This is a genomic window from Pseudoalteromonas sp. Ld20 (genome assembly GCF_045064175.1).
Taxonomy (GTDB): domain Bacteria; phylum Pseudomonadota; class Gammaproteobacteria; order Enterobacterales; family Alteromonadaceae; genus Pseudoalteromonas; species Pseudoalteromonas neustonica.
The window spans coordinates 1-19,218 of record NZ_JBISHB010000023.1 but is presented as its reverse complement, the minus strand read 5'-3'; the positions used below and the strand labels follow the sequence as shown (position 1 = coordinate 19,218).

Below are 19,218 nucleotides of genomic sequence, written 5' to 3'. Positions count from 1 at the left end.
TGACTTACTCCATCATTTTTTCAATTGGCATAACGAGGATGGAGTTCGCGCCTAACGCTTTTAATTGCTCCATGGTTTCCCAAAATAATGTTTCGCTGCTTACCATGTGCAGGGCAACGTATTCATCTGAGCCTGCTAGTGCTAATACGGTTGGTTGACCTGAGCCTGGTAAAATATCGCAGATTTCATCCAGCTTATTTTTTGGCGCGTGTAACATGATGTATTTACTTTCTTTAGCTTGTCTCACACCACGTAAGCGAGGCATAAGCTTATTAATAAGCGCTAGTTTGTCAGCATCTTGTAAGTCTTTATTTTGGATAAGGCAGGCGTTTGATTCTAAAATAGTATCGCCTTGCATTAGACCGTTAGCTTCAAGTGTTGCACCAGTAGAGACTAAATCGCAAATTGCATCAGCAAGTCCTGCACGAGGCGCCACTTCTACTGAGCCTGTAAGCATTACTGTGCTGGCATTGATCCCTTCACGCTTTAGATATTGAGTTAAAATTTCAGGGTAGGTTGTTGCAATACGCTTGCCTTCAAACCAGCTTTTTTCTTGTTTTCCAAGCTCTGAAGGCCATGCAAGTGCAAGGCGGCAATAACCAAAATCAAGTTTTGAAAGTTTAGTTACTTCACTTGGTACGCCTTGGCGTTCACGTTCTGCTTGCACTTCAACAAGTACGTTTTCGCCAACAATACCTAAATCACATACGCCGTCCATGACTAAACCTGGAATATCGTCATCGCGCACACGCAGTACGTCAATCGGCATATTAGTTGAGTGAGCAATTAAACGTTGCTCACGTAAATTAAGCTTAACACCTAATTGTTTTAGTAAATCTTGGCAATCTTTAGAAAGGCGGCCACCTTTTTGGATGGCGATACGTAGACGGTTGCTGTTACTCATTATTCATTTTCCTTTAATTTAAAAACTAAAAACCCCGAGGGAACCTCAGGGCGAAAATGAATCATTGTATTTTGACTCGCCAGAGGTTCCTTTTAGGAATAACCTCTCAGCGAAAGACCTGACAGGTTATTCCGGTGAATGGTGGTGATGATGTACTGTTGTCAGGTTTAAGCGCATTATAATATTTCCTATAAATCTTCGTTTAATATATGTAAACAAAGAAATTGAATCTGTTAAATAAATTTCACATATAGAAAAACATATTTTTATATAGTGAGGCAAGTTTTTTTTCTACAAATTAAAGAATAAGCTATAACTGTCGATAATAAGAGTAACAAAAGGAGGAAGGTATGGACATCATGATCCCTTATTTAGGGCAAATAACTAAATTGCAACTTCAATCAAAAGGCGCGTTTCATATTGCGGGTCTAAAAGAGTCGAACGTGACGGTAGTTGAACGTGAAAAACGTAAAAAACGTGACATAGAACGAAAAGATAAGATTAATAAAAAACAGCTCGAAACGACTCAAAATCAGAAAAAAACAGAAGACGATGAAGCTCACTTAGATACATGGGCATAACCTTTAAGCACTGTAATTTTTACTGTGCTGTGAAAACTGTTGCACTTTACTTGGTTTAATTTTATTCAATATGAAGGGGGAATTGCAATGAGAGGTTTGTGAATTCGTGGATAAGTAAAAATCGAGGACTAAGCAGTAAACTTCTTTTTTGCTGCATTATCGATTTTCTATGAGGCATCAGCATCGTAATACAGTTAACTACAAACTAAATACAAAGTACAAAGCAGTAAATTTAATCTTCTGGAAGGCGCAACCTTGATAAGAAACTCCGTTGTTTAATAAATAATTATATTCGTATTAAAGGCTTGCCAAAATACCTAAAAATGTTAATTTGATATAATATCACATATCATTATGGTTTTAGTTCTATGCATGCGTTACTTTCACAAGAACAAACAGTTTCACCTGTTTATTCTATTGATACACAGGCAAATGTTTTATCTCAAATTTATAATTTAAATACTGTACTTGCGTGTTATTGCTGTAAGTCTAGCTGGGCACTTTCGACTGCGGCTAAAAAATATGCACAACATAGTCAGGGAGAATTAATTCGCTATCAAGGTGGAATAAACCCTAAGTTATACACTGAAGTTGAGCAGCTTTTTAATAAGGCAGCACACGGTGATTTAATCTCAGCGCATATAAAGCAAATGTTAAGTATGTTTGAGGTGTTATTTGAACCAAAAGAGATTGGTATCCGTGTTATTAGTTGTGACCATGCGATTAGCCCTGCTTTTCATAAAAACACAATGATTACCCGTATGGCCTCATCCGTAGGCGGTACCGGTGAACAATGGATTGAACACAGTAATGCAACGTTTTTACCTTTAGTCGACGGGCAACTAACGCACCAAATTAAACCTCCTGAGGATCATGTTATTAATCACTTTTGTGACGGCGACATTGCAATTTACAAAGGGACAAACTGGTTGGCTCAAGAACATAATGCGTTGATCACGTCATCACCGGCATTTATTAACCAAGACCCTCGGATATGTATTTATATTGATTATATTTGTTAGTTTTTAATTAAAGTTAAAAACGGGTTATTTCAAAACCATTGGTTTCTTTTCTTGCTCTGACTCTATGGCTTACGTAAAATCCTGCTATTAGATTTAGTTAAGCGAACGAGATTATCAAAGAGCTTTTTAGTGCAACCGGGCCGTTAGCGTTATCACTTGATGGATATACGCCACGTCAACCACAAATAGATATGGCTGTAGCGGTGAGTGATGCACTTAAAAATCGCTCGCAGCTGGTGGTTGAAGCCGGTACTGGTACTGGTAAAACCTATGCCTACTTAGCCCCAGCCCTTAAATCTAAGGGAAAAACGATTATATCTACCGGGACTAAAGCTCTGCAAGAGCAGCTATATCATCGTGATTTGCCACAATTGGTTAAAGCATTAAGTGCAAGTAAAAAAACAGCTCTGTTAAAAGGGCGCAGTAATTACTTGTGTACTTATCGCCTAAATCAACATGTTGCACATGTGCCTACGGATGATTCTGATGTAATGCATCAGCTAGCTATGGTAGCTAAATTTGCCAGTGAAACACGTACCGGTGACTTAGCTGACTGTATTGGCATTGAAGAAGATGCCAAAGTATTGCCTTACGTAAGCTCCACTGCGGATAACTGTTTAGGTAAAGAATGTCCTGATTTTCAAGATTGCTATATCCGCAAAGCCCGTTTAACCGCAATGGATGCAGATATTGTGGTGGTTAATCATCATTTGTTTTTTGCAGACATGGCAGTTAAAGATACCGGCTTTGCTGAACTTATCCCTACAGCTGACGCGTATATATTTGATGAAGCACACCAATTAAGTGAAATTGCCAGTGACTACTTTGGTGAAAGTATTAGCACCAAAAAGCTGGTGGACTTAATTAATGATTTACGTGCAATTTACCGTTCCGACATTCCAGATATGCTGCAGTTAGGTAAAACACTTAATAAACTTGAAACCAGCGTGGCTGATCTACGTTTACAATTTGGTTTAGACGGTAGCCGAGGCGATTGGCGACAAATGCTGGCAAATAAGGACATATGCGCAGCATTACACAGAGTAATTAGTGATCTCGATTTTTTATATCAAGTACTCAAACATTGTTTAGATCGTAGCGACAAAATAGAGCATCCATTTGAACGCACCTTAGCCTTTAAAGGTCAATTAGAACGGGTATTTGATATTAGCCAAACGGGTAATAGTTATTGGTATGAAACAACGCGTCGATATTTAACGGTACATATAACCCCCCTTAATGTATCCGTTAAATTTGCTAAAATGATGGCAGACACTGGCGCGGGCTTTGTATTTACCTCGGCAACATTATCGGTTGATAATGAGCTTACACACTTTAACGCCAGTCTTGGGTTAAAACCGGCACAGAGTATGATGGTTGATAGCCCGTTTGATTATTATAAGCAGGCTTTATTGTGTTTACCGCGCTATTTACCTGAAACGCATGCTGTAAACATGCCGCATGCAATTGTAAAGCTCACCCTTGATTTAATTAAAGCTGCAAAAGGGCGGTGTTTTGTATTATTCACAAGTTACCGCATGATGCATTTAGTCGCGGAAGGTTTGAGTACGCAGATTGATTATCCCATATATATGCAAGGACAAATGTCAAAACGGATCATACTCGAAAAGTTCACCCGCCACGGCAATGCAGTCCTTTTAGGCACTGCTTCTTTTTGGGAAGGGGTTGATGTTAGAGGCAGCACATTAAGTTGTGTTATTATTGATAAATTACCGTTTGCAGCGCCAGATGATCCATTGTTACAAGCAAAGATGCAAGACGCGCAATTACAAGGCCATGATCCGTTCGCCTATATTCAATTACCTCAGGCTGTTATTGCGCTTAAGCAAGGGGTTGGGCGGCTCATTAGAGATAATAAAGATAAAGGCGTACTTGTCATTTGTGATAACCGTTTAGTGACGCGCCAGTATGGACAAGTTTTTTTGAAAAGCTTACCCCCAATGCGCCGTACTCGAAGCCTTGAAGCTGCAAGCGAATTTTTAGAACAAATTAATTAGAGAAATACATTCCATGAGTAACCAAATGAATGCTACACCAATCAACTTCTTAGCTTTAGATGCATCTACAGAAGCATTATCTTTAGTGCTTAATTACAACGGCCAAACATTTCATCACTTTGAAGAGTGTCCGCAACAGCATAGTCAAAAAATACTCCCTTTAGTTGATGAGTTACTTAGTAAAGCAAATTGCCGTTTAAATGACTTAGATGTCATTGGTTTTGGTCAAGGCCCTGGTAGCTTTACTGGCGTTCGAATTAGTGTCGCCATAGCACAAGGTTTAGCGTATGCGTGTAAGTTGCCATTAGTAGGCGTATCCACATTACAAATGATGGCACAGCAGACACATCAGCAAACGGGTGATAAGTCTGTATATTGCGCGATAGATGCACGTATGGGAGAGATTTATTTTGCTCATTATATGCTAAATGATGAGAGTCTAATGGTGTTACAAGGTGAAGAGCAAGTGCTGAAACCAGATGCACTAATACTGGACAATCCAGAAGGCACAGCAGTAGGAACAGGCTGGAAAACATACCCTAACGCCCTTGATAATTATACAAATATAACAATCAACAACGCTATTACACTGCCTGATGCAGGGTTTATGGTCGCACATATTGATTATGCATTCGCAAATCACCACACCGTGTCGCCAGCACAAGCTCAACCTAAGTATGTTCGTGACACTGTTACATGGAAAAAGCTACCCGGTCGCGAGTAAGTTGCAACAATGTATATTTTGGCTCATAATTAACCTGATAGTTTAAAAGAGTATCTATTATGGCTTTACCGATTGGTTCTGGTTTTTATACGGGGGATATTCCCGGTAGAATTATCCCTAAAAAAAATGTGCCTAATGTATCTACTGATACGTTAAGTAATGCCATTGCCAATCAAAAACCTGCTGAGTTTGTTAAGTCAAGCCCCGCAGGTGTTGACCTTGCCGCTAAGCTGTCTTTACATACCAATAATACTCAAACCCAATATACACAAACAATTTATGATCAACCTTCACCAAAAGTGAGCAGAGCAATTTCTACTTATACTGAATTTGCAAATTTAGATCGTCGCGCCGAGGTGCAAAGCCTCATTGGTGTTGATATTTATGCTTAAATACTGAATTTATAATTTTTCCCATGCAATATTATCACTTGTATATTTCCCTTAATTCGGTATTGTAGAAAAAAAATAAAAAGAATAAACCGTTTTGCTGGCTAAGATATTTAATCAATTTAATCAAAGTGCTGTGAAGCTATCTTCAAACACATTGATCCTTTCATTGCGTGAAAGTTATATCGCTCTTATTCCTTTTTTCATTGTTGCTTCAGTGATCACATTACTCAATCAATGGTTTGATATTGCGGATAAAGGGGGAAGTCATGAATTTTTAAATACGTTCAATACTTTGGTTTGGGCGTTATTTCCATTAATAACACTCTTGTCATTTAGCTATTATTTATCAAAAAATCTAAAACTACACTCAATTGCAAGCCCTGTGCTGGTGATAGTGTGTTTTGCTGCAAGTACAGGATACATCATAGTAAATGAAGCAGGGATACATATAGATAGTAAAGGTGGGGTTCTTTACTCTATTTTAATGCCGATATTTTGTTGTTACATACTGCATTATTTTGCGTCAATAAATGCACTCAAGTTAGTAGGTATAAGCACTATAAGCTTATTCTTAAGGAAGCATTTAAACCTAATATTTCCTTACTTGCTAACAAGTTTGATAACGTTAATTTGTATTCCCTTCATAAGTGATTTTGGCAATAAAATACTCGCATTCCTTATGAATTATCACCAAGATGCAAGTGTGTTTGATAAAGTTAGTTTCCAAATGATTACGGCTCATATGCTATGGTTTTTTGGTGTTCATGGGGATAATACCTATCATATTTTAGCGCCAGCTGCGTACACTGATTATCAAGTTCTTGAAGGCCTGTCGAGTTATAACTTCTTCTCTATTTTTGTGTTACTAGGTGGAACAGGGTGCTTATGGGGATTAATAATTGCCTGTTATTTACTTAAAAATGCAGAGCATGAACGCAGCATCGCTCGTATTTCAGCGCCATTGGCTGTGTTTAATATAAGTGAGGTAATGATTTATGCATTACCTATTGTATTTAACCCTTATTTTTTAATTCCGTTTTTACTTGCCCCTATTGTTAATGGTTTCATTGCATATCAATTGATAGATCATGGACTTATTGTGCTTAGTGCCAGTGAGAATATACCTTGGTTTACACCCGTTTTATTGAGTGGGTGGATGATCACCCATAGTTGGACAGGCATTGCTCTGCAATTAGTGTTAATCGCATTAAATGTAGCCATTTATTATCCCTTTGTACTTGCAAACCAACGTCACAACATCACAGGTAAAGCGCTAGATATGCTTGTAAAACGCTACAGCGCAGGTCATGTTATTGAAGATAAAGCGGAAGAAAGCTTTGCGAAATCACATTCCGAACAGCATATTGAACAATATAGTCTTAAAACAGTCACTGATGCACTCAATAGTGGCGCACTGGCATTGTATTATCAGCCAAAAATGGATCCCTTAAGTCAGCAGATTGTTGGTTTTGAAGCATTATTACGTTTAATAAAAAATGATGGCGAAGTAATGGGCCCTTGGTTTTTGGCTACACTTGAGCAGCATAAACTAATGCATGTAATTGATAGCTTTGTTATTGATCAATTAGAAGTTGATTTAGACAATTTTGCGCGACAGGGTTTTCATCCAAAAATTAGCTTTAATATATCGCCACAAAATTTGCTTGCTGATGGCTATAAACGTGTAGTTAAAGCTTTCTCTCGATTCCCAAATCAGGTTGAAGTCGAGATTTTAGAGTCAAGTTATATTGAAGATTTTGAATCAACAATTGAATTAGTTAAATATTTAAATAAGCATAATATTCAATGTGCAATGGATGATTTTGGTACTGGGTATTCTTGTTTATCTGTTTTATCTAAGCTTAATATCAATACGATAAAACTGGATCGTAGTTTATTACCAATCGATGGCAATATTAAATCAGCCGTACTTTATCAGCATTTAGCTAAGATATGCGATGAGCTGGGCTTTAAAATAGTTGCTGAGGGGGTAGAGAGTAAATTACACGAAGATGTTGTAAAAAAAGCCCATATACAATGTGCACAGGGCTTTTTATATAATAAAGCGTTACCTTATAATGTTGCTGTTGAATTACTCAAAAAACAACATCATAAATAGCCATTATTTTTTCTGGATAAAGTTAATTAGTTTGTTTGCTATGTCGGTGTTGTTTTGCGACCCTACAAATTGTGTAGAACTTGGCCCGTAAGCAAAAACTTGAACATCGATTGCGGTATGGCCGCCGGTTGTCCAGCCAGTAAAGCTTGCTTTACTAATAATATCTTTTATAGCAAGGTTGAGTGTTTTACTTCCCATTTTCTTTGCTTGCTCAAGCTTAACTTGATTTTCACTGGTGTACTCAATCGTTGTATTTGCTGTCCAAATTGCTTTTAAGTCATCAGCTTCTAACATTAACTTGGTTAATTTAGTCGCTGTAGCTTTAACGCCTTTTACAACTTCAGCCTCCCACTTGTATTGACCATGCGCTCCAAGAGTTAAACCTCCCGTTGAATGATCTGCAGTAATAACAAGTAACGTATCTGGGTTCTTGTCAACATACGCCTTAGCGTGCTCGATTGATTTGGCAAAGTCGTCCATTTCGGCCATCGCACATGCGATATCATTGGCATGACCACACCAATCGATTTGACTGCCTTCGATCATTACAAAAAAGCCATCTTTTTTATTTTTATCAAGTAGTTTAAGGGCTTTGTCGGTCATTTTAGCTAAACGAGTTGGGTTCTCATCAAGGGCTGATGGCATCCCTTTAGGGGCAAATAAGCCAATAGCAGGGATCTGATTAATTTGCTTTAAACTATTAAAATCATCACTATATTGGTAACCAGCCGCTTTAAACTCAGCAACCAAATTACGATCGTCACGAATATAATATGCAGTACCACCGCCTAGCATTAAATCGACAGGTAACTTTCCTGCAATTTTATTGTCGATGTAATCATTAGCAATTTCATTATAGTTGCGACGCGATTCATTGTGTGATGCAAAACTTGCCGGAGTTGCATGATTAATTTGCGATGTGGCAACAAGTGCAGTGATCATCCCGCGTTCTTTTGCTATTTCAAGCATTGTTTTAACAGGCTTTTTATCAGTGTCTACTGCTATAGCCCCATTATAGCTTTTATGGCCGCTACTAAGGGCTGTAGCACTTGCAGCACTGTCAGTTACATACGTATGATCATCAGGGTATGTATGCGCCATTCCTGTTAATATTGTATCAAAGACCGTGCTTTCAATTTCTTTAGTCGCTGGGTCATCTTTGAAGTAGCGGTAAGCAGTGGTATAAGCTGGGCCCATGCCATCACCAATCATATAAATAATGTTCTTTGGAGTCTGCTCTGCGTATGCATAGCTAGAACACGCTAATGCCAATAGACTTATTTGTTTTATCATTTTAGGATCCCATATATTTTGTGGTGTTATTGTATACACAATGTATGATAATTAAATGTCTTTTACGGTAAACAAAGCCAAAAAAATGAGGAATGATCCTTTGCAGCCTTTTTTAATTCAAAGTGGTACTTTAGCGTTACATGGACTAACCTTTGGCGAAGGTGATGAAATTGTTATTGGATTACATGGGTGGCTGGATAATTGCCATAGTTTTATACCAATGTTAAAAAACACTCAGTTAGAAGGTAAATGGTACTGCCTTGATTTTCCTGGGCATGGTCACTCAGATTGGCGAAGTAGTGATGCGCATTACTATTTTGTAGATTACATTGATGACATTTATAATTTCATTACCAAAATCACTGATAAAAAAGTGCATTTAGTGGGGCATTCTATGGGAGCGATGGCTGCAGGACTATTTGCCAGCTGTTTTGCCGAAAAGGTAAAATCAGTCACTATGATAGAAGGATTTGGTGTGATCACAACGCCCAGTAACGACGTTGTGCAGCAATTACGTCAAGCAATTTTAAACAGACGCCGAACCAACAAAAAAGCACCCAGGAGCTATGAGTCAAAGCAAACGATTTATCAAGCTCGCGCATTAATGAGTGATTTACCAATTGATTTAATCGCATTATTAATGGATAGAAATATCGCCCAAAGTGGTGGTAAATGGGTACTTACTACCGACCCAAAGCTCAAAAATCATTCAGGTTTTAGATTTGATGAGCAACAATGCATAGCCATTATAAATGAAATAAATGTGCCGTGTCAGTTAATATTAGGCACTGTAGGGTACCCATTTGTACGTGATAACATAAATGATTATAGTAGATATTACAAAGACCTAACAGTAACTGAACTCGAAGGAGGACATCACTGTCATATGCAAAATCCAGTTAAGTGTTTACAGCAAATTCAGGGGTTTATGCTGCAAAATGGTGCATGCTAATTGTATCTTTGCGCCAAATGTGGGATTATTTACCCATTAGAGTATTTGCTCAATTGTGAAGTTGCCTTAGTTAGTTTAAGGTTTAATAAAAATAAATTATAAATAGAACAGGAGCTAAGAGTGGAAAAAATCTGGCTTAAGCGCTACCCAGAGGGTATGCCTGAAACAATCGATCCTGAACACTACAACTCGTTGTTAGAAGTGTTTGAAAAGAGCTTCACTGATTACAAAGATCTGCCTGCTTTTACTAACATGGGTAAAACGCTCAGTTATGATGAAATAGATAGTGCAACTAAACGTGTCGCTTCTTATATTCAAAATGATCTTGGGCTGAAAAAAGGCGACAAAGTCGCTGTTATGATGCCAAACTTATTGCAAACACCAGTTTCAATATTGGGCATTTTACGTGCTGGATGTGTGGTGGTTAATGTAAACCCTCTGTATACAGTACGTGAGCTTGAACATCAGTTGAATGATTCACAAACATCAGCTATTTTTATACTCGCAAATTTTGCTGACACGCTTGAAAAAGCATTACCACATACAAAAGTAAAACATATTGTTGTCACACAAGTAGGCGATATGGTTGGTGGCTTGAAAAAACATGTAGTTAACTTTGTTGTTAAGCGCATAAAGAAAATGGTACCAAGTTACTCATTACCTAACCCTATCAAGTTTGAGTCTTTACTTACTGCAAACGAAAACGCGTATAAAAAGCCTGATATATGTTTATCTGATATTGCATTTTTACAATATACAGGTGGAACTACAGGTGTTTCTAAAGGCGCAATGTTAACTCATGGCAACATGGTTGGTAATTTAGAGCAAGTATCTGGTTGTTTAGACAAAGTGCTTAACCGTGGTACAGAAGTGGTTGTGACTGCATTGCCGCTGTACCATATTTTTGCATTAACAGCCAATTGCTTAACATTTATGAAGTATGGTGGTTTAAACTTATTAATCACTAACCCACGAGATATGCAAGGGTTTGTAAAAGAATTAAGCCAACATAAGTTCACAGCAATCACAGGTGTAAATACTTTATTTAATGGTTTATTAAATACTCCAGGTTTTGCGGATTTAGATTTTAGTCATTTAAAAATGTCACTTGGCGGCGGAATGGCCGTTCAGCGTCCCGTTGCTGAAAAATGGCAGGCAGTCACTAAAAGTAAGCTAATGGAAGGTTATGGTTTAACTGAGTGTTCACCTTTGGTAACTATTAGTCCGTATGACTTAGGCTCTTATAATGGCTCTATTGGTTTACCTGCACCAAATACTGACATTAAACTAATGTTAGATAATGGTGAAGAAGCAGCCAAAGGTGAACCGGGTGAGTTATGGGTTAAAGGCCCACAAGTAATGTTAGGGTATTATAATCGCCCTGATGCAACAGCTGAATGCCTGCAAGATGGTTGGTTTGCAACGGGTGATATTGCAACTTACGATGATGATGGTTTCTTTTTTATTGTTGATCGTAAGAAGGATATGATTATTGTTTCTGGCTTTAATGTTTATCCAAATGAGATAGAAGAAGTTGTTGCAATGCATGATGGCGTGCTTGAAGTTGCTGCAATTGGTATCCCTCACGATGTCAGTGGTGAACAAGTTAAAGTTTTTGTTGTTAAAAAAGACCCATCTTTAACTGAAAAAGATATAATAAAGCACTGTCGTGATAATTTAACTAATTATAAGGTCCCTAAGCTCGTAGAATTTAGGGATGAGTTGCCAAAAACAAATGTTGGCAAAATCCTCAGAAGAGCCTTAAAAGATTAGCAAGCTAAAAAAGCCGACATAAGTCGGCTTTTTTATTGTAGGAGTTTAAGTGCAATACCAACTGATCAAAACACAAAATCAACTAAATGAGTTTGTAGAGCAAATTAGCAATAAACCAATATTAGCAATTGATACAGAGTTTATGCGTCGACGTACTTTATATCCAGAAGTCGCACTGATCCAAGTGTATGATGGCGAACATTTAGCTTTGATAGATCCACTTGCAGAACTTTCACTATTTGATTTTTGGCAAATATTGCGAGATCCAAAAGTATTAAAAGTACTGCACTCACCATCAGAAGATATTGAAGTATTTCAAAAATACGCGGGGTTTGTTCCTGCGCCATTATTTGATACCCAATTTGCACTCCAGCTTTTAGGAAATGGTAATTGCATGGGGTTTGCGCATATGGTTAAAAATTTACTTGATATTGAAATTGATAAAAGTGAATCACGCACAAATTGGTTACAACGACCATTAACAAACAGCCAGCTAGATTATGCTGCCGCAGATGTATTTCATCTACTCCCGTGCTTTGAGATTATTATTAAGCAAATTAACGATGCCAAATTTTTTGATATTGTTATCGCAGAAAGTGAGTTGATAGCGCAAAAACGAGCTTATCAAATTCCAGATGAACTTTTATATAAAGATATTAAAAATGCGTGGCAGTTAAAACCTGCTGACTTAGTGATTTTACGAGAGCTTGCTGCATGGCGACGTAATAAAGCAATTCGCAAAAACTTGGCGCTTAACTTTGTTTTAAAAGAACATAATTTGGTAGAGATTGTAAAACGTAAACCTACCAGCTTAAATGCGATGCGAAATATTCCAGATATTGAAAGCAGTGAAGTGAATCGCTCAGGGATTGAAATTTTAAAATGTTTAGAACAAGCTAAACGAGTTGAAATACAGGATCACCCGCCAACCTTGCGCCGTTTAATCGATTTCCCTGATTATAAGAAAGTAGCTAAAGACATTAAACAAAAAATTACGGCTGTGGCTAAAAAGAACGCCATTCCGGAAGATGTGTTTGCTTCAAAAAAGCAAATCAATCAATTAATCAGTTGGAATTGGAAGCTAGACAGTGAGACACGTAAAACAACACCAAAACCAGATTTACTAAGATCATGGCGTTATAACTATATAAAAGACGCGCTAAAAGAATGGGATGTTTAACGAGTTTATAAAAGCTGAACAACAGGCTTTAACACGGGTATCTGGTTGTTATACACAGCCAGTTTACTTGATTTATGGAAATTGCACCGCTTGGTCGAAGCGATTTATTTAACCAATCCTGCTACTGAATGCCTTTTAGGCCAATAATGATAGAACAAGGTTTCCCTGCGGCTACATAAAGAAATGGAAAAATGCTGTTGGTGAGGTTATTGTTTTATTTGTGTTTATGATTCAAAAATTGCAATGCTATTTATCTTAAACTCGGCGCGAGGCAAGGGGGGAAACACTTTTAAACTGTGCCATTACGCAACTGGATGCAAATAAAGTTGATGTAAACGAACAAAATGCACAGGCTGTTCGTTTTAACCAGCATTGTGGATTTAATATTATTTCGCGTTCGTCACTTGACGCTATGGGTAAACCATTTTCAATCTTTCATATGGCACTTGAAAGTAAAAGCACAACTTTAAATTGAGCCCAAAAAAGGTACTTAACTTATGTCATTAGGCGCAGTATGTAGGTATACTATTACTTAAGTAGGTAAGCGGATGCTAAATAGCACCCGCAGTTTATTACTTTTTTTCTTCGTCAGGCAACGTGACATTTAGCTCTAAAACGGCTAAATCATCTTCATTTTGATCAAACTGTACCTGTACAGCATCAGAATTAATGTTGACGTACTTACGTATTACATCAAGTATATCCTGCTTCAACTGTGGTAAATAATCAGGCGTACCACGTTGTGAACGTTCGTGTGCGACAATGATCTGCAATCGCTCTTTTGCTAATGACGCTGTGTTTTTCTTTTCTGAGCGGAAGTAGTCAAGTAGTGACACATTAACCTCCAAATATCCGTTTAAATAACCCTTTCTTTTCTACATCTAAGAAACGAAAATCGACTGTTTCACCGAGTAGGCGATCAATGGCATCAGCATAAGCTTGGCCTGCATCTGATTCAGTGTCCAAAATGACAGGTTGGCCAGAGTTTGATGCACTTAATACGGCTTGTGATTCAGGGATTACACCTAAAAGTTCAATAGACAGAATATCTTGTACATCTTCTACAGAAAGCATTTCGCCTTTTAATACACGCTCTGGATTATAACGAGTCAGTAATAAATGTTCTTTTATGTTTTCTAACCCTTCTTCAGCGCGTTTAGATTTGCTATGCAAAATACCTAAAATGCGATCTGAATCGCGTACTGATGATACTTCAGGGTTCGTTGTAACAATTGCTTCATCAGCAAAGTACATCGCCATCATCGCACCGGCTTCAATGCCCGCCGGAGAATCACAAACAATATAATCGAAGTCTTTCTTTAACTCATTTAAAACACGCTCAACACCGTCACGCGTTAGTGCATCTTTATCTCGCGTTTGAGATGCAGGAAGTAAAAACAACTTATCTACACGCTTATCTTTTATTAACGCTTGGTTTAATTTAGCTTCACCATTAATTACGTTTACAAAATCATAAACTACGCGACGCTCACAGCCCATGATTAAATCAAGGTTACGTAAACCAATATCAAAATCAATAATAACTGTTTTATACCCTTTAAGGGCTAAACCTGTGCCAATTGCAGCACTTGACGTAGTTTTACCTACACCACCTTTACCCGATGTAACGACAATAACTTTTGCCATAAGATTTATCCTTTAACCAAAGCTGAAATTTCTAATGATTCATTTTTTTGCTGGATTTGTGCAGCACTACCCCAGTGTTCGCCTTGTAGAGAGTCGCTAATCCAATAGTTGCCATTAATTGAAACAAGCTCTGCTTCTAGCTTTTGACAAAATATTCGCGCTTCATTATCACCTTGTGCACCGGCAATAGCACGTCCGCGTAATGCGCCATAAATGTGCACATTACCGTCAGCAATCACTTCTGCACCATGGCTAACGGCACCAATCACGATTAAATCGCGATCTTTGGCATAAACTTGCTGGCCAGAACGAACAGTGCCGTGAATTACTTGTGCCGGTAAGTGAACTGTTTTTTCAACAATTGAAGTATTCGCTTCTTGTATAACAGGTTCACTCTTAACGTCTTGTGAATAATTTAAAACAGAAAGGCCTGCTAACTTAGCTTGCGCATGTTGCTCATCAGAGCCATTACATACACCAACCGCATTAAAATGCATGCGTTCGATTAGCGATTTTAAATGTACAAAATCAAGCGTACTGTTTTTTATTTCAATTAAGTTCACAACAATAGGTGCCCCTTCAAAAAAGCGAGGGGCTTGGGCTATTTTTATATACAGTTGTTCTGCTAAAAGGGTTATATCAGTACTATAAAGATGTAAAACTGATAACGTAAAAAGATTCCCTTTTAGCTCAAAAATTTGGTCCGACATACACGCTCATTTGAATTGTTGAATCAGAAATTAATATTAGATAAACCTAGGCTGAATAGGCCCTTAATTGAAATTTCCGATCTAATTATTCTAACTTATTATTAGTCTCATGTTATAGTGTGCGGCACTGTTAAGCAAGATTTTATAGGGTCATAATGCTAACTGCGGTATATAAAAGTAAGAAAAAAGCGGATACCTTCCTCTATGTAGAAAAAAGAGATGATTTTAGTAAGGTTCCGGAACCTTTAATGGCTATGTTTGGTCAACCACATTACGTAATGATTATTAATTTAGCAAAACGTGAGCATTTAGGTGGAGCCGATCTTAATTTAGTGAAAGAGGCATTGTCTGATAAAGGCTTTTATCTTCAGCTTCCACCTCCAGAAGCAAACTTATTAGCTGAACTTAGAAAGCAAAATGGAGCTGATAGTGACTAAAAAAGTAATGAAAAATTTGTCTGCTATTTTATGTAGTGCTTTTATTTGTACAACTAGCACATCTGTACTGGCCAATACACAGGCTAAATTTGATGAATATGTTGCCAATCTAAAGCAGGAAGCGGCGCAAAAAGGGTATGACAACACGTTAATTGAACAAGCCTTTGCGACTGCAAAGTTCAAAAAAAAGGTTATTTCGGCAGATAAAAGCCAGCCAGAAGTAAAAGAAACTCTGGAAGGCTATTTACCCAAACGTGTTCCACAATGGAAAATCGACCGAGCCCGTAAGTTATATGCACAAAACAAAGAGCTGCTAGAAAAAGTTGCAGCCGAGTTTGGCGTGCAAGCGCGATTCATAGTAGCGTTATGGGGACTTGAAAGTAACTTTGGTAAAATTCAAGGTGGGCACGGTGTTATTTCATCTGTTGTTACGCTCGCCTTTGATGGCCGCCGTGAAACCATGTATAAAAATCAACTTTGGGCAGCGCTGGATATTCTAAAAGAAGGGCATATCACTTTAGATAAATTTAAAGGGTCTTGGGCAGGCGCTATGGGGCAAACACAGTTTATGCCAACATCGTTTAATGCCTACGCCGTAGATTATGACAATGATGGCCGCAAAGATATTTGGACAACCCAAGCAGATGCATTTGCTTCAATCGCTAATTACTTAAAACAAGCCGGTTGGAATGACGATTTAACGTGGGGCCGCCAAGTTAAATTACCAGAAGGCTTTGATAAAAATTATATATTAAAACGAGGAACACGAACGCGTAAGCAGTGGCTTGAATATTGGGCTGATTCTGAGCGTTCATTGGCTGATTGGCAAGCACTTGGTTTACGTAAAATGGACGGCACTGACTTGCCAAATGTAGATGTAACAGCTGCGCTAGTTATGCCTGATGACATGGGCGGTCGTATGTATCTTGCCTATGACAACTACAAAGCACTGATGCATTGGAACCGTTCATACTACTTCGCCACCAGCGTTGGCTATTTATCTGATCGCATTGGGTATCCAGCGATTTAGTGAGTTATTGAGTGATAGGTTGCTAGGTTCTAGGTTCTAGGGTGTTTTTAGAAAGCGCGAGTATATCTCGCGCTTTTGTTTATAAAGAATATATAAGCGAGTTAGAAGAGAGTTAGAAGCGAGTTAGAAGCGGTAAGCTTTAAGTTGTAAGCTCGGTGTTAAATTTGGCTACGTAGGTTGGGTAGAGTGCAACGAAACCCAACGAAAAAATACCCTATCAGTCTGCATCTTTGCTCAGTATTAACAAGCCTTTCATTGCTCTTTTTGGCTTTAATTTATTTACGGTGATTTATTTGCTTCGAATGATAAAAGTAAAATTTGCCGAGTATCGCAAAACAAATAACACCTAAACAGATTAGTAACCAAAATAAAGCTAATGGAAATTGGCTTTTAGAGATAATAATAACTGTAAGGTAAAATACAGTTACCAATACTAATAATATTAGACCAAGCTTTCCCATAAAATTTTTTAACCTTGTCATTTGTATTGCAACCCACTTTCAGATATTAAGAGTACATTCATCTTAACAAGATGATTTAGGTGGTTTTGAATTGCTACTTCGTTACCTTTAACATGCATATGAGATGCTATATGATTTTTTAAACTAGACACTTTTTGCGGCCGTTTTTCTTTAGGTTTGGATTTAAGGCTATGGATTAACTTAGTTATTTCATTTGAAGTGTTAACTATTTTAATTTGCTTACAACAGCGACCGTTCGATTTAATATGAGAAATTAATGGGGTAAAACCATTGTCATTGGTTATAACTTCAAAGCTCACGTTAGGTGCTGCTTCTTGTGTATATTTACCTAAGTAATAAGACAAGTGAAAATCTAAGTTATTAGATTGTGTAGCTTTAATTTGAATAAGAACAATATTGACCGGTGACTCGTATTTTTTATCACCAAAATCAAGTTTTAGCTGTTTAGCACCAACAAAAACAATGACTTTTTCGTAGATAGATAAATTGACTTTGCTTAGACAACCAATATTTTCGTAATCTATAAATGCCCACTTCATGTGATTAATGCTCTTTGAATACTAATGAGCTTGTAGCTTAATTTGTTTTTTATTGATGCATTAACCATAGCCGAGTTGCTATTTTGATTCAATCGATAACTGAGTTTAATGTGAAATATAAAAAGAAGACTTGGTGTTGTTTTAATTGGTATTTTGGAAGGTGTTACATGTGTTTGAGAGGCTTATTTGAGTCGTATGAGGCTCAAAAAAAGGAAATAACGTTGCGCTAGGCAATGAGTACTTAGCTTCACAAGGTTTAGTGTCATTGAAAGATATTTGGATCAATATTCATTACGGGAAATGAACCGCCCATTGCGCTTCCTGTTAATAAAAAGCGCATGATGGGTGGTGTGGGGGCTGGAGGTTAGAGACCTCCGGCTACCCGATTAGGTTTAAAGTGCAGTAGCTGTAAAATAGCCAGCCGCTAAGCCTAAGCAGCCCATTGAAACCGCTCTAATTAATTTTAAAATTTTTGAAATTCTATATATATCTTTTCCCTTGAGTAATGAATCAACAATATGGTCTTGCCCGACAATAGAAACGAAAATAGATAAACCTAAAAGCCCCAAAGTAATATAAATATTGTTCCCCATTTCAACAGCCTTTAATTGTACAAGAACAATAATTGCACCAATTACGGCAGATGAAAGCCACGCATACTGTTTTAGTAGTTCAAAGTGGAGCTCTGTAGTGAGAGTTTGATTCTTCTCTTTATTTTCGTTAACTGAGTCTACTTCGATGTTTTCTTCTTTTACTGCTTCCATAATTAACACAGAACTCCGATGTATGGTTTAAACCTAACGAGGCTGTAGAATTACTCTAACAGCCAAATTCAATTAAAAAACGAGCTCCTATAATTAACTCTAAGCGCTTTTAAAGCACTAGGCAGTGCATTTAGGACCCAAAAAACTGGCTGTTTTTCTTAAAAAAGAGTAATTATACAGCCACAACGCCGCGTTAAGCGGACTAAAATAGTGGGTTGAAATGTGTAGCGAAGCGAAACGTAACCCACTGTTTTTGTAGCGTTTAAACGCCTTGTGTACGCCCGGCATGGGCATTGACTTATGAGGTGAAAGTCCTCTGTAGGAAGATCACCGTTTAAATAACATACTGTTATTAAACGATAGACACTCGCAAATGGCAAGGGCTAAATCGCGAGAGATAGTCTGGAGGAAGCCGCTCGCTAGAGTGACTTATCAGAAGTCAGCAGACGGCATACGACTGCATGGATGCAGAAGGTAGAGCAACGCAGGAGCAGTTGCCGAGTAGCCAAACGCCCATCGTAATGGAGGGGACACGGTGAAGGCCTGAACATCTTAACCAGAGGAGACACTACAAATGAACTTGAATTCACATAGATCACCGTGTTGTGATAGTGATGAACAGCGTTCTGCTGTGAATAATACCTCGAATGA

At 37.8% G+C, this 19,218-nt stretch carries 18 protein-coding genes; 11 read left to right on the top strand and 7 right to left on the bottom strand.

Annotation, left to right across the window (positions count from 1 at the left end; genetic code table 11):
- Positions 1–4: 4 nt before the first annotated feature.
- On the bottom strand, positions 5–904 hold the full coding sequence (hisG, locus tag ACJJVX_RS00375) for an ATP phosphoribosyltransferase (protein ID WP_054203749.1): 900 nt from the start codon (positions 902–904) through the stop codon (positions 5–7).
- A 350-nt stretch (positions 905–1,254) separates the two neighbouring features.
- On the opposite strand from hisG, the gene ACJJVX_RS00370 reads away from it, so the two are divergent.
- The 6 genes from ACJJVX_RS00370 to ACJJVX_RS00345 all read left to right on the top strand — a co-directional run bounded on the left by ACJJVX_RS00370 (position 1,255) and on the right by ACJJVX_RS00345 (position 7,760).
- On the top strand, positions 1,255–1,485 hold the full coding sequence (locus tag ACJJVX_RS00370; RefSeq protein ID WP_169327164.1) for a hypothetical protein: 231 nt from the start codon (positions 1,255–1,257) through the stop codon (positions 1,483–1,485).
- A 368-nt stretch (positions 1,486–1,853) separates the two neighbouring features.
- Complete coding sequence (locus tag ACJJVX_RS00365; protein WP_054203747.1) at positions 1,854–2,507, top strand: DUF1826 domain-containing protein; 654 nt, start codon at positions 1,854–1,856, stop codon at positions 2,505–2,507.
- A gap of 191 nt (positions 2,508–2,698) precedes the next feature.
- Entirely contained in the window at positions 2,699–4,525 is a 1,827-nt protein-coding gene (locus ACJJVX_RS00360; RefSeq protein WP_231658972.1) for an ATP-dependent DNA helicase, read from the top strand.
- 13 nt (positions 4,526–4,538) lie between these two features.
- Positions 4,539–5,249 (top strand): tRNA (adenosine(37)-N6)-threonylcarbamoyltransferase complex dimerization subunit type 1 TsaB, encoded by a 711-nt coding sequence (gene tsaB / locus ACJJVX_RS00355; RefSeq protein WP_405629506.1) that lies wholly within the window; start codon positions 4,539–4,541, stop codon positions 5,247–5,249.
- Between the two features lie 59 nt (positions 5,250–5,308).
- Positions 5,309–5,641: a hypothetical protein gene (locus ACJJVX_RS00350; protein ID WP_054454633.1), complete on the top strand. Its 333-nt coding sequence runs from the start codon at positions 5,309–5,311 to the stop codon at positions 5,639–5,641.
- A 94-nt stretch (positions 5,642–5,735) separates the two neighbouring features.
- Positions 5,736–7,760 (top strand): EAL domain-containing protein, encoded by a 2,025-nt coding sequence (locus tag ACJJVX_RS00345; protein ID WP_405629503.1) that lies wholly within the window; start codon positions 5,736–5,738, stop codon positions 7,758–7,760.
- A 3-nt stretch (positions 7,761–7,763) separates the two neighbouring features.
- On the opposite strand, the gene ACJJVX_RS00340 is transcribed toward ACJJVX_RS00345, so the two are convergent.
- Positions 7,764–9,053, bottom strand: coding sequence for an alkaline phosphatase (locus tag ACJJVX_RS00340; RefSeq protein ID WP_054203742.1), 1,290 nt, complete (start codon positions 9,051–9,053; stop codon positions 7,764–7,766).
- 100 nt (positions 9,054–9,153) lie between these two features.
- Between ACJJVX_RS00340 and ACJJVX_RS00335 the strand changes: the two genes are divergently transcribed.
- The 3 genes from ACJJVX_RS00335 to rnd all read left to right on the top strand — a co-directional run bounded on the left by ACJJVX_RS00335 (position 9,154) and on the right by rnd (position 12,958).
- A complete protein-coding gene (locus tag ACJJVX_RS00335; RefSeq protein ID WP_064435591.1) occupies positions 9,154–10,005 on the top strand; it encodes an alpha/beta fold hydrolase in 852 nt (283 codons plus the stop codon).
- A gap of 120 nt (positions 10,006–10,125) precedes the next feature.
- Positions 10,126–11,778: a long-chain-fatty-acid--CoA ligase FadD gene (gene fadD, locus ACJJVX_RS00330; RefSeq protein ID WP_054454626.1), complete on the top strand. Its 1,653-nt coding sequence runs from the start codon at positions 10,126–10,128 to the stop codon at positions 11,776–11,778.
- Positions 11,779–11,827: 49 nt separating this feature from the next.
- Positions 11,828–12,958, top strand: coding sequence for a ribonuclease D (gene rnd / locus ACJJVX_RS00325; protein WP_169327159.1), 1,131 nt, complete (start codon positions 11,828–11,830; stop codon positions 12,956–12,958).
- 572 nt (positions 12,959–13,530) lie between these two features.
- On the opposite strand, the gene minE is transcribed toward rnd, so the two are convergent.
- From minE to minC, 3 genes are read right to left on the bottom strand one after another with little or no spacing between them, the layout of a single operon-like run.
- Complete coding sequence (minE, locus tag ACJJVX_RS00320) at positions 13,531–13,794, bottom strand: cell division topological specificity factor MinE (RefSeq protein ID WP_054203739.1); 264 nt, start codon at positions 13,792–13,794, stop codon at positions 13,531–13,533.
- A gap of 1 nt (position 13,795) precedes the next feature.
- The gene (minD, locus tag ACJJVX_RS00315) at positions 13,796–14,605 is read right to left on the bottom strand and encodes a septum site-determining protein MinD (RefSeq protein WP_054203738.1); all 810 of its coding nucleotides are present in this window, start codon (positions 14,603–14,605) and stop codon (positions 13,796–13,798) included.
- 5 nt (positions 14,606–14,610) lie between these two features.
- Positions 14,611–15,315, bottom strand: a complete 705-nt coding sequence (gene minC / locus ACJJVX_RS00310; RefSeq protein ID WP_054203737.1) for a septum site-determining protein MinC — start codon at positions 15,313–15,315, stop codon at positions 14,611–14,613.
- A gap of 155 nt (positions 15,316–15,470) precedes the next feature.
- Here minC and ACJJVX_RS00305 point away from each other — a divergent pair, with 155 nt between their 5' ends.
- Entirely contained in the window at positions 15,471–15,752 is a 282-nt protein-coding gene (locus ACJJVX_RS00305; RefSeq protein WP_054203736.1) for a YcgL domain-containing protein, read from the top strand.
- Positions 15,753–15,759: 7 nt separating this feature from the next.
- Complete coding sequence (locus ACJJVX_RS00300; protein WP_405629608.1) at positions 15,760–16,782, top strand: lytic transglycosylase domain-containing protein; 1,023 nt, start codon at positions 15,760–15,762, stop codon at positions 16,780–16,782.
- A 478-nt stretch (positions 16,783–17,260) separates the two neighbouring features.
- Here the strand turns inward: ACJJVX_RS00300 and ACJJVX_RS00295 are convergent, their stop codons facing one another.
- A complete protein-coding gene (locus ACJJVX_RS00295; RefSeq protein ID WP_405629497.1) occupies positions 17,261–17,803 on the bottom strand; it encodes a PIN domain-containing protein in 543 nt (180 codons plus the stop codon).
- 392 nt (positions 17,804–18,195) lie between these two features.
- Entirely contained in the window at positions 18,196–18,567 is a 372-nt protein-coding gene (locus ACJJVX_RS00290; protein ID WP_405629495.1) for a hypothetical protein, read from the bottom strand.
- Positions 18,568–19,218 lie beyond the last annotated feature (651 nt).

What these genes read in the sequence shown, in the direction of transcription:
- hisG (WP_054203749.1), bottom strand. Translation starts at nt 904, where the DNA reads ATGAGTAACAGCAACCGTCTACGTATCGCCATCCAAAAAGGTGGCCGC.
- ACJJVX_RS00370 (WP_169327164.1), top strand. Translation starts at nt 1,255, where the DNA reads ATGGACATCATGATCCCTTATTTAGGGCAAATAACTAAATTGCAACTT.
- ACJJVX_RS00365 (WP_054203747.1), top strand. Translation starts at nt 1,854, where the DNA reads ATGCATGCGTTACTTTCACAAGAACAAACAGTTTCACCTGTTTATTCT.
- ACJJVX_RS00360 (WP_231658972.1), top strand. Translation starts at nt 2,699, where the DNA reads ATGGCTGTAGCGGTGAGTGATGCACTTAAAAATCGCTCGCAGCTGGTG.
- tsaB (WP_405629506.1), top strand. Translation starts at nt 4,539, where the DNA reads ATGAGTAACCAAATGAATGCTACACCAATCAACTTCTTAGCTTTAGAT.
- ACJJVX_RS00350 (WP_054454633.1), top strand. Translation starts at nt 5,309, where the DNA reads ATGGCTTTACCGATTGGTTCTGGTTTTTATACGGGGGATATTCCCGGT.
- ACJJVX_RS00340 (WP_054203742.1), bottom strand. Translation starts at nt 9,053, where the DNA reads ATGATAAAACAAATAAGTCTATTGGCATTAGCGTGTTCTAGCTATGCA.
- minD (WP_054203738.1), bottom strand. Translation starts at nt 14,605, where the DNA reads ATGGCAAAAGTTATTGTCGTTACATCGGGTAAAGGTGGTGTAGGTAAA.
- minC (WP_054203737.1), bottom strand. Translation starts at nt 15,315, where the DNA reads ATGTCGGACCAAATTTTTGAGCTAAAAGGGAATCTTTTTACGTTATCA.
- ACJJVX_RS00305 (WP_054203736.1), top strand. Translation starts at nt 15,471, where the DNA reads ATGCTAACTGCGGTATATAAAAGTAAGAAAAAAGCGGATACCTTCCTC.
- ACJJVX_RS00300 (WP_405629608.1), top strand. Translation starts at nt 15,760, where the DNA reads ATGAAAAATTTGTCTGCTATTTTATGTAGTGCTTTTATTTGTACAACT.
- ACJJVX_RS00295 (WP_405629497.1), bottom strand. Translation starts at nt 17,803, where the DNA reads ATGAAGTGGGCATTTATAGATTACGAAAATATTGGTTGTCTAAGCAAA.
- ACJJVX_RS00290 (WP_405629495.1), bottom strand. Translation starts at nt 18,567, where the DNA reads ATGGAAGCAGTAAAAGAAGAAAACATCGAAGTAGACTCAGTTAACGAA.